Raw genomic sequence first — 15161 nt, forward strand, 5'->3', positions numbered from 1 at the left:
TTTTTTATTTATGGTGCTACAGTTTCAGATTAGCTTTTTTTTGCTAGAGCTTCTACGACTACTTCTCTTTGCTGGACCTTTCTTAGACGGCTGTTTTTTGGCAGGCTGTTTTTTGGTCTGATTCATGGCACTAGACTGAAGTTTTTCTTTCAAATCAAAATCAATTTGCAGTAAGTCCATGTTGACGCCAGCAACCTGTACCTTGACCAAGTCACCAAGTCCAAACAGCTTGCCCTTGTCTTTGCCGATGAGCTGCTGTTGCTGCTCATCATAAACAAAGAAATCATCGCCCACATTGGAGATATGTACCAAGCCATCGATGTATAGATCAGTCAACGTAACGAATAGGCCGAAGTTGGTCACGGTCGTCACAACCCCTTCGAACTCTTCACCGACATGATCCGTCATATAATGACACTTGAGCCAAGACTCTACAAAGCGAGATGCTTTTTCTGCACGGCGCTCTGTATCAGACGTCTGTGTACCCGCGCCGTCAAGTGAAAAATCCATGACAGGTTGCTTGCTGTTTGTTACTTTTGCTTTGATCGCACGATGCAGCATTAGATCTGGATAACGGCGAATCGGCGAGGTAAAGTGGCTATATTCATCATAAGCCAAGCCGAAGTGACCAATATTGTCAGGGGCATAATTTGCCTGCATCATCGAGCGCAGCAACATGCTATGAATGCTAATCGCATCTGGTCTGTCTTTGGTTGCTTCAATAATACGCTGATAATCGGCTTGCGTTGGATTCTCTTCTGGGAAGGGTAGGCCAAAGTTTTTTGCATATTCGTGAATACGCATTGATTTTTCATTATCAGGCTTATCGTGGTTACGATATAAGACTGGCAGCTCATGTTTGAGTGCAAAGTTTGCCGCGCAGGTATTAGCGAGGAGCATACACTCTTCAATCAGCTTCTGAGAGTCACCGCGAGTACGCGGTAATATAGCGTCAATCCCGCCTTTTTCATTAAATTTGATGTAGGTTTCGACCGTCTCAAACTCCATGGCATGACGCTCTTCACGTTTTTTGAGCAGTAACTCATAAAGCTGATGCAATGTATCAATCGATTTTTTGACGTCTTTATTGCCCGTTAATGATTTAGGAAGTCTCTTATCAGTCGGATTGACAAAATAGTCGTTCACTTGGTTATACGTGAGACGCGCTTGTGAGTGCATCACTGATGGATAAAACTCATATCCTGTGACCTTACCTGCACGTGATACTTTAATATCAGCCACCATGCATAGACGATCAAGGTTAGGGTTCAATGAACACAGGCCATTAGAGAGGACTTCAGGGAGCATCGGAATCACACGATGCGGGAAGTATACAGACGTACCGCGCTCGTAAGCATCTTGATCTAGTGGAGAGTTTGGCGTGACATAGTAGCTGACATCCGCAATTGCGACCACGACGCGGTAGTTGCCGCCTGAGCGCTTCTCAGCAAATACGGCATCATCGAAGTCACGAGCATCTTCACCATCGATAGTAACGAGTGGCAGATGACGCAAATCTTTGCGACCTTTTATGTCTTTCTCAGTTGGTTCTTGATATTCAGCAGCTTGTTTGAGCGCCGCTTCACTGAAATCTGATGGGATATCATAGTTGAGTAAAGTGGTCTCAATAATCAGCTCTCGATCGTTATCATCAGACAATACCTCAGTGATTTTGCCAGTGGCAAATTCATGCTGGTTCGGCCAGTCGATGATATCGACTTTGACAGGCGCGCCTTGTTTGATATTGAGGGCTTGGACATTATCATCAGTGACAGTGATTGGTTGATGACTGTTTGGACTACCAAGCTCAACACAATAGCCGTCTTCATCACGCGCAAGTGTACCGATAAAGTTGTTCTGGCGGCGCTCAATCACATCGACAATACGACCTTCAGTACGACCGCGATTGTCTGTTGACGTGCCAACTGCTGCTACTGTATCGCCATTGAATACCCAGCGCATTTGTTTTTCATGCAAAAATAAATCTGGCATATCACTTAGCACCACAAAGCCAAAGCCTTTTGGATGTGCAGATACGGTGCCTGTAACGATATCTTGCTTAGTGACTGTGCGATAGCGATAGGGACGGCCTTCGCGATTGACTTGACCGTCGCGTGCCATGGCTTTTAGGCGATTGCCCAAAGCATCAAACTGATCTGGATCTTCAATCTCAAAGATCTGCGCCAGCTGCTTGTGAGTGACTTCCCCATGCTCACCAATCGTACTGAGTATCAACTCACGACTAGGGATTGGGTTGTCGTATTTTTGTGCCTCACTTGAGGCGTTTGGATCATTCCAACTCATAAATTACCGTATCTATTTTTTAAATTATTAATAGTGACTATCTTAACACGAACGGCAGCGCAATATCTTGCGTCAATTGCCTTATGTGCCTTCAATAGCAAAAAGCGTTGCATTTTTAAATGAACGCTATTGGGATCAATCAAATATCGATATCAACACTGCTTGATTGATTGGTGATTTTTTTACTGTCTAGCTCTTTTGAGACTTCTAGCACTGTGGTTTGATTTGATTTATCCAGGTATTTCTGTGCTTTATCGACTTCAGTGGTCAAGCTATTGACCGTTTGTTTCATATTTTCTAATGCTTCGATTTTATAATTACTAATCATATCCATGGTGTCATAGACATTATTGAAGGCATTTTGCAGTTTATCAAGCTCAATGCTACTACTTGTTGCTTGTTCATGAATCTCACCTGACTGACGCTTAAGCATGGCAGAGGTTGATTCAATCAAGCTACTCGTGGTTTTATTCAATGCCGTAATCTGATCAAGTACCAGCTTTTGATTGGTCATGGCTTGAGCAACTACCACCGCCGTACGTAGTGCTGAAACAGTGGTCGTCGTTGCTCGATCAACCCCTTTAATCAGCTCTAGATTGTTTTTACGGATGGTGTCGAGCGCTAGATAACCTTGTACGTTGACGGCCAACTGAGTTAAAAAGTCAGTGTTTTTTTGACGCACATAAAACAGCATCTCTTCTTTGATAATACGCGCTTTTTCAGGATCAGTCGCTTCTATGGCGTAGACTTTTTGCTCTAGTTGCTCATCTATCTTTTTGCCAACATAGATATACTGGCGTATAGACTGCATCAGCTCCCACATATTAACTTTTTCTTGCTCAATCATTGCATTGTCTTTGAGCAATTCATCTTTACCGTTATATAAACTGGTTACTACTGCATTGATATGCGATTGCGCTGACTCATACTGACGGAAATAGTCTTGCACTTTATTACCAAATGGAATCAGACCGAATAGCTTACGTGAATTGGTCAGCTCTTTTTTGCTTGGGTCTAAATCTTCGACGATACCGCGTAATTCGGTTAAAGATTTGGCAATAGGGGAATTGTCAAACAAGCTGTCATTGAGGCTTTTGGCCGGTAGCTCAAGCATACGATTAGAGACTTGAGCGGATTCACGAATCTCTTTGGTGCCCAGATTATGAATGGATTGGACGTTTTGCTGAAATTCTGGACTGTGCACGGAGTTAGTAATCACGTGATCGACGAACGCATCCACTTTGGCATCCAGCTCCGGAATTTGGCTTTCATCCAACTTAACCATTTGATCGGCTTCACTTTTTTGTATTTCTTTGACAGGTTCAGGCGCTGTGAGAGAGATACTAGGAGTTGTGGCGTTTTCTGGTGGTGTTAATTCTTGCATGAAAGTTCCCTTGATGTCAGATAAAAGCAGTGTTTTTATAAACGACTCTATTGGTCGTGATATAGATTATTGTTGTACACTGACTAAAAATTTTGATAAATGCTGATTAGCAAATATAAAACAGATCTTTAGACTACCGCGTAATCAAATAGTTGAGAAGGTAGATTTTGTAAAATAGCGTCAGCCAATTATATCTGGCTAAATACATTTAAAAGAGACAGTAGGCAGTCCAAATAATAAAAAACCATCAATATCCCGTAGCATATTGATGGTTAGATTTATAAATAACTATATGGACTGACAGCCACTACTTAAAGCAATCTCATAAAAGACTATTTTTTCTTTGTAGGTCCAAGCAGCATACCCATTTGGCGACCTTCCATCTTAGGATATTGTTCGACGTTTGAGATATCAGCAGTATCTTCAATGATACGATCAAGTTGTTTGCGACCAAGATCTTGGTGCGCCATTTCACGTCCGCGGAAACGGATGCTAATTTTAACTTTGTCTTGATCTTCCAAGAAGCTGATAATTTTTCTCAGTTTAACCTGATAATCGGCTTCTTCGGTACTAGGACGTAGCTTCATCTCTTTGAGCTGAGTCTGCTTTTGGTTTTTCTTAGCTTCTTTAGCCTTTTGCTTTTGATCATAGAGGAAATGTTTATAATCCATGATCTTACATACTGGCGGCTTAGCTTCAGGAACTAATTCAACCAAATCTAGGTTTTCATCACGTGCCGCTTTCATCGCGGTTGCGATATCAACCACACCCATTTGCTCGCCATCTTCTTTGACGAGACGGACTTCTTTGACGTTGATATCTTCGTTGATGTTCAAACGGTTGGACTGTTTAATAGGTATTACTCCTCATCTGTTTTTGGGGTCTGTCGGCCTTTTTTACTGACAGCGGTCTGTACTAATGTAATAAATTCAGAAACACTCATCACGCCAAGGTTCTCACCTTCGCGCGTTCGGACGTTGACACTGCCCGATTCCACTTCTTTATCCCCTAATACTAGCATATAGGGAATACGTTCTAATGTTTTCTCTCGTATCTTAAATCCAATCTTTTCGTTACGCAAGTCGCTAACGGCACGCAAACCTGCATTTTTGAGCTCACTAACCACGTTTTCACAGGCATCAGCTTGCTTATCAGTGATGTTCATGACCACAACTTGTTGCGGTGCTAGCCATACTGGCATCCAACCAGCATAGTGTTCGATCAAAATACCAATGAAGCGCTCAAATGACCCTAAGATGGCACGGTGCAACATAATAGGCACTTCACGATCGTTCTGCTCATTGACGAACTCAGCATCGAGGCGCTCAGGCATATTGGGATCTACCTGAATGGTACCGCATTGCCAAATACGACCTAACGAGTCTTTTAGACTAAACTCAATCTTTGGACCATAGAAAGCGCCTTCGCCAGGTAGATAATCCCAGTCTAGGCCTGAGCTATCAAGCGCATCTGCTAACGCCTTTTCTGCAAAGTCCCAAGACTCATCACTACCAACACGTTTTTCGGGACGAGTAGAGAGCTTCATAATAATGTTATCGAAGCCAAAATCTTCATAGACAGCAAGCGTTAGCTTGATAAATTCTGCTACTTCTTGCTGAATCTGTGCTTGCGTGCAAAAGATATGAGCATCATCTTGCGTAAAACCACGTACGCGCATCAGACCGTGCAATGAACCTGATGGCTCGTTACGATGGCAAGAACCAAATTCTGCCATACGTAGTGGCAAATCACGGTAAGACTTTAAGCCTTGATTGAACACTTGCACATGACAAGGGCAGTTCATTGGTTTTACGGCATAATCACGATTTTCACTAGAGGTCGTGAACATATTAGTTGCGTAGTTGCCCCAATGTCCTGAGCGCTCCCACAGACTGCGATCAACGATTTGTGGCGTTTTGATCTCTTCGTAGCCGTTATCGTATTGTACTTTACGCATATATTGCTCAAGTACTTGATAAATTGTCCAGCCATTGGCATGCCAGAACACCATACCTGGGGCTTGCTCTTGCATATGAAATAGGTTTAACGCTTTACCAATTTTACGATGGTCACGTTTTTCTGCTTCTTCAATACGCTGGATATAGGCTTTTAGCTGTTTTTTATCAGCCCAAGCAGTACCATAAATACGTTGCAGTTGCTCGTTTTTCGCATCACCGCGCCAATAGGCACCTGACATTTTGGTCAGTTTAAATACTTTCAAAAAGCGCGTATTGGGCACATGCGGGCCACGGCACATATCGACGTATTCTTGATGATGATACAGACCAAAAGCTTCTTCACCTGGCATATCATTAATCAGTTTTAGCTTATAGTCTTCGTTACGTGATTCAAAGATCTCAATTGCTTCGGCACGTGGCGTCATTTTTTTGATAACGTCATAATCTTGCTTGATCAGCTCCATCATGCGTTTTTCAATAGCTTCCATGTGCTCAGGCGTAAATGGCGTTTCACTAAAGATATCGTAATAAAAACCATCATCAATAACAGGACCAATGACCATCTTCACATCAGGATATAGCTGTTTAACTGCATGACCTAATAAGTGAGCGCATGAGTGACGAATGATATCGACACCGTCATCGTCTTTTGGTGTCACGATTTCAACGTTGGCATCAGCGACGATAGGATCGTACGCATCTACTAGGTGACCATTGACACGTCCAGCAACTGTCGCTTTAGCGAGCCCTGCCCCAATACTTTGCGCCACTTCCATGACTGTTGTATGACCTTCGAAGTTTTTCACGCTACCATCGGGTAAAGTAATCGCTACCATAATCTATTCGCCTGTTATTAGGTCCGTTGGCAGTGATGATTGCAACCATCAATCATATAACCGTAAGACCGCATCAATTATATCTAATCATTGTGATATATAGTAAGAGTGACACATTACTTGCTACTGCTTTGTACTGCTATATATTGTGGGTTTTATTGGTTATTCAAGAGTGTTTAACCAATAACGACATCATAGACAGAACTTTGTCATCTATCTAATACAGATAATCAGTAAAAATAAGTAATGCAATAAAAGGGTGATTATAGCAAAAACCGTCTACCAAGACTAGATAGCAAGGGGTAGAGCCTTAAGCTCAATAAGAGATAAACTGCGAAAGTTATTTTTGAACATTTCAAAACAGAATGTTGGCAAAACTATATAAAACTTGGCGATTGACCCTCTGTATAGCGATGTTTGTAGTAATATCAATATTGAAGGTGGAAGAAGTAGAAGCAAATTCAAAGAGGTAAAAATACTTCAAAGATAATAAACGGCAATACATATCTGATAAAACTGTCAATCAGAGCACACTTCTATTTTCTTTCCTTTTAAAGCAGCCAGCTCCAACCCATTGAAAAAGCTATCTTTTTTATATTCTGCTAAAATAAGTCCAAAAACATCAACAAAACAGGTTGACACAAAAATTAAACCCTCTATAATACGCCCTCATCAGACGAACTGGCAGTGAGAGATGTGTAGATTACACATTAATAACGCAGTTAACCTGGCGAAACAAATTATAAAAAGTCTTGACAATTCAAATCATTATGATAAGATAGTCGGCTCGCTAGATAGCTTAACCGGACACGGAAAAGGCAGATAGCATCAGTAATACCCTATATATCGATGACTGGACGACAGTGATTGAGACTATTTAAAAGCATAACTAAAGAACAACTTGTGTGGATTTTTGCTGATTCAGAATGCTAAAAAATAAAGTTGGTCGACTATCTTTTCGGTAGAACACCAACTATAAAAATTATCATTTAAGACAGCAGAAAAACTCAAAGTTAATTCATTACGAACATAATTACGAGCGATTTTGCCAGATTAGATGAGCCAAGATTAGAAGTCGTCTTACTATTTATAGTGAAGACTTCAAGCAAGATTAAACTGAAGAGTTTGATCATGGCTCAGATTGAACGCTGGCGGCAGGCTTAACACATGCAAGTCGAGCGGAAACGATGATAGCTTGCTATCAGGCGTCGAGCGGCGGACGGGTGAGTAATACTTAGGAATCTACCTAGTAGTGGGGGATAGCTCGGGGAAACTCGAATTAATACCGCATACGTCCTACGGGAGAAAGCAGGGGATCATTAGACCTTGCGCTATTAGATGAGCCTAAGTCGGATTAGCTAGATGGTGGGGTAAAGGCCTACCATGGCGACGATCTGTAGCTGGTCTGAGAGGATGATCAGCCACACCGGGACTGAGACACGGCCCGGACTCCTACGGGAGGCAGCAGTGGGGAATATTGGACAATGGGGGGAACCCTGATCCAGCCATGCCGCGTGTGTGAAGAAGGCCTTTTGGTTGTAAAGCACTTTAAGCAGTGAAGAAGACTCTTCGGTTAATACCGGGGACGATGACATTAGCTGCAGAATAAGCACCGGCTAACTCTGTGCCAGCAGCCGCGGTAATACAGAGGGTGCAAGCGTTAATCGGAATTACTGGGCGTAAAGCGAGCGTAGGTGGCTTGATAAGTCAGATGTGAAATCCCGGGCTTAACCTGGGAACTGCATCTGAAACTGTTAGGCTAGATTAGGTGAGAGGTAAGTAGAATTTCAGGTGTAGCGGTGAAATGCGTAGAGATCTGAAGGAATACCGATGGCGAAGGCAGCTTCCTGGCATCATACTGACACTGAGGCTCGAAAGCGTGGGTAGCAAACAGGATTAGATACCCTGGTAGTCCACGCCGTAAACGATGTCTACTAGTCGTTGGGTCCCTTGAGGACTTAGTGACGCAGCTAACGCAATAAGTAGACCGCCTGGGGAGTACGGCCGCAAGGTTAAAACTCAAATGAATTGACGGGGCCCGCACAAGCGGTGGAGCATGTGGTTTAATTCGATGCAACGCGAAGAACCTTACGGTCTTGACATACACAGAATCTTGTAGAGATACGAGAGTGCCTTCGGGAATTGTGATACAGGTGCTGCATGGCTGTCGTCAGCTCGTGTCGTGAGATGTTGGGTTAAGTCCCGCAACGAGCGCAACCCTTGTCCTTAGTTACCAGCACTTCGGGTGGGAACTCTAAGGATACTGCCAGTGACAAACTGGAGGAAGGCGGGGACGACGTCAAGTCATCATGGCCCTTACGACCAGGGCTACACACGTGCTACATGGTAGGTACAGAGGGCAGCTACACAGCGATGTGATGCGAATCTCAAAAAGCCTATCGTAGTCCAGATTGGAGTCTGCAACTCGACTCCATGAAGTAGGAATCGCTAGTAATCGCGGATCAGAATGCCGCGGTGAATACGTTCGGGCCTTGTACACACCGCCCGTCACACCATGGGAGTTGATTGCACCAGAAGTGGTTAGCCTAACTTAGTGAGGGCGATCACCACGGTGTGGTTGATGACTGGGGTGAAGTCGTAACAAGGTAGCCGTAGGGGAACCTGCGGCTGGATCACCTCCTTATAGACAGCATTCGCTCAGCAAGAATTCACAACAAGTTGTTCTTTAGTTTAAGCTTACGTTTTAGGACGTATTAGGGTCTGTAGCTCAGCTGGTTAGAGCACCGTGTTGATAACGCGGGGGTCAGTGGTTCGAGTCCACTTAGACCCACCATTATTAATGTAGGTGAAAGAGCCCTAAGTAAATCCGCTTTAAGGGATTTCTCTCTTGCGCTCGGATCGAAGCAGTGCTTCGATTGTATCCTCGCTCAGGGGCCATAGCTCAGTTGGTAGAGCGCCTGCCTTGCACGCAGGAGGTCAACGGTTCGACTCCGTTTGGCTCCACCACTACATACAGCTAAGCTTAGCGTGCTAAATAAAATAGGTATCAAATAGAAACAAGTGATTTGCACACGATTACTTCTTTCTGTTTTATACAGAAAACTATGACTCGACGAGAGCATAGGAACTATTTAAAAACATAGATATGAGTCTGGGTTAGGATGAGCGTATTCACGCGCCCATCTTAACCTTAATAACTCACCTCTTAACGACATTGTTTGTTATCCCAGGGGTGAGTTATTAAAAAGTAAAGAGAACTGAATCAAGCGTATAAACATAGGTGATATCGTTATCATAATTAGATTGTATGACACATAGAAGTCGAAAGACTACTTGGGGTTGTATGGTCAAGTAATGAAGCGCACATGGTGGATGCCTTGGCAGTCAGAGGCGATGAAAGACGTGACAGCCTGCGATAAGCTTCTGGGTGGCGGCAATATCCTGTGATCCGGAGATTTCTGAATGGGGAAACCCACTTACCATAAGGTAGGTATCCTAATTTATTAGGAAGCGAACGAGGGAAGTGAAACATCTCAGTACCCTTAGGAAAAGACATCAATTGAGATTCCCTAGTAGCGGCGAGCGAACGGGGAGAAGCCGATTAATGCTAATGTAGAAGAACAGCGTGGGAAAGCTGACCATAGTAGGTGATAGTCCTGTATTCGAAACATTAGCGTTAACATATTAAGTAGAGCGGGGCACGAGAAATCCTGTTTGAAGATGGGGGGACCATCCTCCAAGGCTAAATACTCCTGACTGACCGATAGTGAACCAGTACCGTGAGGGAAAGGCGAAAAGAACCCCTGTGAGGGGAGTGAAATAGAACCTGAAACCGTGTGCGTACAAGCAGTGGGAGCCCACTTGTTGGGTGACCGCGTACCTTTTGTATAATGGGTCAGCGACTTATATTCTGTAGCAAGGTTAACCGTTTAGGGGAGCCGTAGGGAAACCGAGTCTTAATAGGGCGACTAGTTGCAGGGTATAGACCCGAAACCGAGTGATCTATCCATGAGCAGGTTGAAAGTGCCGTAACAGGCACCGGAGGACCGAACCCACTGTCGTTGAAAAGCCAGGGGATGACTTGTGGATAGGGGTGAAAGGCTAATCAAACTCGGTGATAGCTGGTTCTCCCCGAAAGCTATTTAGGTAGCGCCTCGGACGAACACCATTGGGGGTAGAGCACTGTTTCGGCTAGGGGGTCATACCGACTTACCAAACCGATGCAAACTCCGAATACCGATGAGTGATATCCGGGAGACACACGGTGGGTGCTAACGTCCATCGTGGAGAGGGAAACAACCCAGACCGCCAGCTAAGGCCCCAAATTCCTAGTTAAGTGGGAAACGAGGTGGGAAGGCATAGACAGCTAGGAGGTTGGCTTAGAAGCAGCCATCCTTTAAAGAAAGCGTAATAGCTCACTAGTCGAGTCGGCCCGCGCGGAAGATGTAACGGGGCTCAAACTAGGAGCCGAAGCTGCGGATTTGAATTTGTTTTCAAGTGGTAGGGGAGCGTTGTGTAAGCCTGTGAAGGTGTGTTGTAAAGCATGCTGGAGGTATCACAAGAGCGAATGCTGACGTGAGTAACGATAATGGGTGTGAAAAGCATCCACGCCGGAAGATCAAGGGTTCCAGTCCAACGTTAATCGGGGCTGGGTGAGTCGACCCCTAAGGCGAGGCCGAAAGGCGTAGTCGATGGGAAATCGGTTAATATTCCGATACTTGTTTATAATGCGATGGAGGGACGGAGAAGGTTATGTCAGCCTGGCGTTGGTTGTCCAGGTGAAAGGATGTAGGTTTATAGCTTAGGTAAATCCGGGCTATTCTATACCGAGATCTGATAGCAAGCTGTACATGTACAGCGAAGTGGCAAATACCATGCTTCCAGGAAAATCTTCTAAGCAATAGTTATAAACGAATCGTACCCTAAACCGACACAGGTGATCAGGTAGAGAATACCAAGGCGCTTGAGAGAACTCTGCTGAAGGAACTAGGCAAAATGGTACCGTAACTTCGGGAGAAGGTACGCTGTTGGTGGTGATAGGACTTGCTCCTTGAGCTGCTGGCAGTCGCAGATACCATGCTGCTGCAACTGTTTATTAAAAACACAGCACTCTGCAAACACGAAAGTGGACGTATAGGGTGTGATGTCTGCCCGGTGCTGGAAGGTTAATTGATGGGCTTAGCGTAAGCGAAGGTCTTGATCGAAGCCCCAGTAAACGGCGGCCGTAACTATAACGGTCCTAAGGTAGCGAAATTCCTTGTCGGGTAAGTTCCGACCTGCACGAATGACATAATGATGGCAGCGCTGTCTCCAGCAGAGACTCAGTGAAATCGAAATCGCAGTGAAGATGCTGTGTACCCGCGGCTAGACGGAAAGACCCCGTGAACCTTTACTACAGCTTTACATTGAACTTTGACCTGACTTGTGCAGGATAGGTGGGAGGCTTTGAAACCGAGACGCCAGTCTTGGTGGAGCCATCCTTGAACTACCCCCCGGTCATGTTGGGGTTCTAACTCAGGTATCACAATACCGAGGACAATGTATGGTGGGTAGTTTGACTGGGGCGGTCTCCTCCTAAAGAGTAACGGAGGAGTACGAAGGTGCGCTCAGACCGGTCGGAAATCGGTCGAAGAGTATAAAGGCAAAAGCGCGCTTAACTGCGAGACCCACAAGTCGAGCAGGTACGAAAGTAGGTCTTAGTGATCCGGTGGTTCTGTATGGAAGGGCCATCGCTCAACGGATAAAAGGTACTCTGGGGATAACAGGCTGATACCGCCCAAGAGTTCATATCGACGGCGGTGTTTGGCACCTCGATGTCGGCTCATCTCATCCTAGGGCTGAAGCAGGTCCTAAGGGTATGGCTGTTCGCCATTTAAAGAGGTACGCGAGCTGGGTTTAGAACGTCGTGAGACAGTTCGGTCCCTATCTACCGTGGGCGTTGGAAATTTGAGAGGATCTGCTCCTAGTACGAGAGGACCAGAGTGGACGAACCACTGGTGTTCGGGTTGTCATGCCAATGGCATTGCCCGGTAGCTACGTTCGGATGGGATAACCGCTGAAAGCATCTAAGCGGGAAGCCCACCTCAAGATTAGATTTCCCTAAAGAGCCGTTCAAGACTAGGACGTTGATAGGCAGGGTGTGGAAGCGCAGCGATGTGTGTAGCTAACCTGTACTAATTGCTCGTTTGGCTTGACCATACAACACCCAAGTGGTTTGTATCAAGTCTAATTAATCTATCTTGTATAGCCCAGGCTATAGAAACAGACAGAATATTTCGATATCACCGTTAACCTTGATTCAGTTAGGGTAAGTGGTACTTATCAAAAGTCACACAAACAGACTCATATCTAACCCCCTTTGCTGACGACAATAGCGCGATGGCACCACCTGATCCCTTCCCGAACTCAGAAGTGAAACATCGTTGCGCCAATGGTAGTGTGGTTCGCCCATGTGAGAGTAGGTCATCGTCAGCTCCTTATTCCTGATTAGCCCCCTAATTTAACCGTTAGGGGGCTTTTCTTTGTCGGCATTTTAATAATAATTTCCTGATCAATAGGTTCTCATTTTATTTGGCAAAATAATTATAAAAAAGGGTCAATTAGCCTTGACCCAGCCTCAAACCCGCGTATAATGCTTCCCAGTCGAAAGGGAAGTGGTGAGAAAGCTTAAGCGATTAAGTTATTTCAAACTAATTAAAAATACTTCTTGACTAAATCAATAAAGGGTCTATAATACGCCCTCATCAGACGGACTGGCAGTGAGAGATGTGTCAATTACACATTAATAACGCGGTTAACCTGTTGAAACAAATTAAAATAAAGCTTGACAATTCAAATCATTATGATAAGATAGTCGGCTCGCTAGATAGCTTAACTGGCAACAGGGAAGGCGAAAAGCGTAAGTAATACCCTATATATCGATGACTGGACGACAGTGATTGAAACTATTTAAAAGCATAACTAAAGAACAACTTGTGTGGATTTTTGCTGATTCAGAATGCTAAAAAATAAAGTTGGTCGACTATCTTTTCGGTAGAACACCAACTATAAAAATTATCATTTAAGACAGCAGAAAAACTCAAAGTTAATTCATTACGAACATAATTACGAGCGATTTTGCCAGATTAGATGAGCCAAGATTAGAAGTCGTCTTACTATTTATAGTGAAGACTTCAAGCAAGATTAAACTGAAGAGTTTGATCATGGCTCAGATTGAACGCTGGCGGCAGGCTTAACACATGCAAGTCGAGCGGAAACGATGATAGCTTGCTATCAGGCGTCGAGCGGCGGACGGGTGAGTAATACTTAGGAATCTACCTAGTAGTGGGGGATAGCTCGGGGAAACTCGAATTAATACCGCATACGTCCTACGGGAGAAAGCAGGGGATCATTAGACCTTGCGCTATTAGATGAGCCTAAGTCGGATTAGCTAGATGGTGGGGTAAAGGCCTACCATGGCGACGATCTGTAGCTGGTCTGAGAGGATGATCAGCCACACGGGACTGAGACACGGCCCGGACTCCTACGGGAGGCAGCAGTGGGGAATATTGGACAATGGGGGGAACCCTGATCCAGCCATGCCGCGTGTGTGAAGAAGGCCTTTTGGTTGTAAAGCACTTTAAGCAGTGAAGAAGACTCTTCGGTTAATACCCGGGGACGATGACATTAGCTGCAGAATAAGCACCGGCTAACTCTGTGCCAGCAGCCGCGGTAATACAGAGGGTGCAAGCGTTAATCGGAATTACTGGGCGTAAAGCGAGCGTAGGTGGCTTGATAAGTCAGATGTGAAATCCCCGGGCTTAACCTGGGAACTGCATCTGAAACTGTTAGGCTAGAGTAGGTGAGAGGGAAGTAGAATTTCAGGTGTAGCGGTGAAATGCGTAGAGATCTGAAGGAATACCGATGGCGAAGGCAGCTTCCTGGCATCATACTGACACTGAGGCTCGAAAGCGTGGGTAGCAAACAGGATTAGATACCCTGGTAGTCCACGCCGTAAACGATGTCTACTAGTCGTTGGGTCCCTTGAGGACTTAGTGACGCAGCTAACGCAATAAGTAGACCGCACGGGAGTACGGCCGCAAGGTTAAAACTCAAATGAATTGACGGGGCCCGCACAAGCGGTGGAGCATGTGGTTTAATTCGATGCAACGCGAAGAACCTTACCGGTCTTGACATACACAGAATCTTGTAGAGATACGAGAGTGCCTTCGGGAATTGTGATACAGGTGCTGCATGGCTGTCGTCAGCTCGTGTCGTGAGATGTTGGGTTAAGTCCCGCAACGAGCGCAACCCTTGTCCTTAGTTACCAGCACTTCGGGTGGGAACTCTAAGGATACTGCCAGTGACAAACTGGAGGAAGGCGGGGACGACGTCAAGTCATCATGGCCCTTACGACCAGGGCTACACACGTGCTACAATGGTAGGTACAGAGGGCAGCTACACAGCGATGTGATGCGAATCTCAAAAAGCCTATCGTAGTCCAGATTGGAGTCTGCAACTCGACTCCATGAAGTAGGAATCGCTAGTAATCGCGGATCAGAATGCCGCGGTGAATACGTTCGGGCCTTGTACACACCGCCCGTCACACCATGGGAGTTGATTGCACCAGAAGTGGTTAGCCTAACTTAGTGAGGGCGATCACCACGGTGTGGTTGATGACTGGGGTGAAGTCGTAACAAGGTAGCCGTAGGGGAACCTGCGGCTGGATCACCTCCTTAT

Annotated in this window: 4 protein-coding genes, 2 tRNA genes and 4 rRNA genes; 6 read left to right on the forward strand and 4 right to left on the reverse strand. The window is 45.1% G+C overall.

Annotated elements, in window-relative coordinates; translation table 11 throughout:
- Positions 1-24: 24 nt before the first annotated feature.
- The 4 genes from rnr to thrS form a co-directional block, all read right to left on the reverse strand.
- Positions 25-2304, reverse strand: a complete 2280-nt coding sequence (gene rnr, locus GYK50_RS00550; protein WP_071002710.1) for a ribonuclease R — start codon at positions 2302-2304, stop codon at positions 25-27.
- A gap of 139 nt (positions 2305-2443) precedes the next feature.
- The gene (locus tag GYK50_RS00555; protein ID WP_071002711.1) at positions 2444-3688 is read right to left on the reverse strand and encodes a toxic anion resistance protein; all 1245 of its coding nucleotides are present in this window, start codon (positions 3686-3688) and stop codon (positions 2444-2446) included.
- Between the two features lie 332 nt (positions 3689-4020).
- Positions 4021-4524, reverse strand: a complete 504-nt coding sequence (infC, locus tag GYK50_RS00560) for a translation initiation factor IF-3 (protein ID WP_071002713.1) — start codon at positions 4522-4524, stop codon at positions 4021-4023.
- A 23-nt stretch (positions 4525-4547) separates the two neighbouring features.
- Positions 4548-6482 (reverse strand): threonine--tRNA ligase, encoded by a 1935-nt coding sequence (gene thrS / locus GYK50_RS00565; protein WP_186475373.1) that lies wholly within the window; start codon positions 6480-6482, stop codon positions 4548-4550.
- A gap of 1113 nt (positions 6483-7595) precedes the next feature.
- Between thrS and GYK50_RS00570 the strand changes: the two genes are divergently transcribed.
- The 6 genes from GYK50_RS00570 (at position 7596) to GYK50_RS00595 (ending at position 15160) form a co-directional block, all read left to right on the forward strand.
- Positions 7596-9126: ribosomal RNA gene (locus GYK50_RS00570) — 16S ribosomal RNA — on the forward strand.
- Between the two features lie 73 nt (positions 9127-9199).
- A tRNA-Ile gene (locus GYK50_RS00575) sits at positions 9200-9276 on the forward strand.
- Between the two features lie 97 nt (positions 9277-9373).
- A tRNA-Ala gene (locus GYK50_RS00580) sits at positions 9374-9449 on the forward strand.
- Positions 9450-9788: 339 nt separating this feature from the next.
- Positions 9789-12641, forward strand: a 23S ribosomal RNA gene (locus GYK50_RS00585).
- 162 nt (positions 12642-12803) lie between these two features.
- Positions 12804-12917, forward strand: a 5S ribosomal RNA gene (gene rrf / locus GYK50_RS00590).
- Positions 12918-13627: 710 nt separating this feature from the next.
- Positions 13628-15160, forward strand: a 16S ribosomal RNA gene (locus GYK50_RS00595).
- The 16S, 23S and 5S rRNA genes sit together here with 2 tRNA genes alongside, the layout of an rRNA operon.
- Position 15161: the final 1 nt, after the last annotated feature.

Origin of the sequence: Psychrobacter pacificensis (genome assembly GCF_018336615.1) — a bacterium.
Lineage (GTDB): Bacteria > Pseudomonadota > Gammaproteobacteria > Pseudomonadales > Moraxellaceae > Psychrobacter > Psychrobacter pacificensis.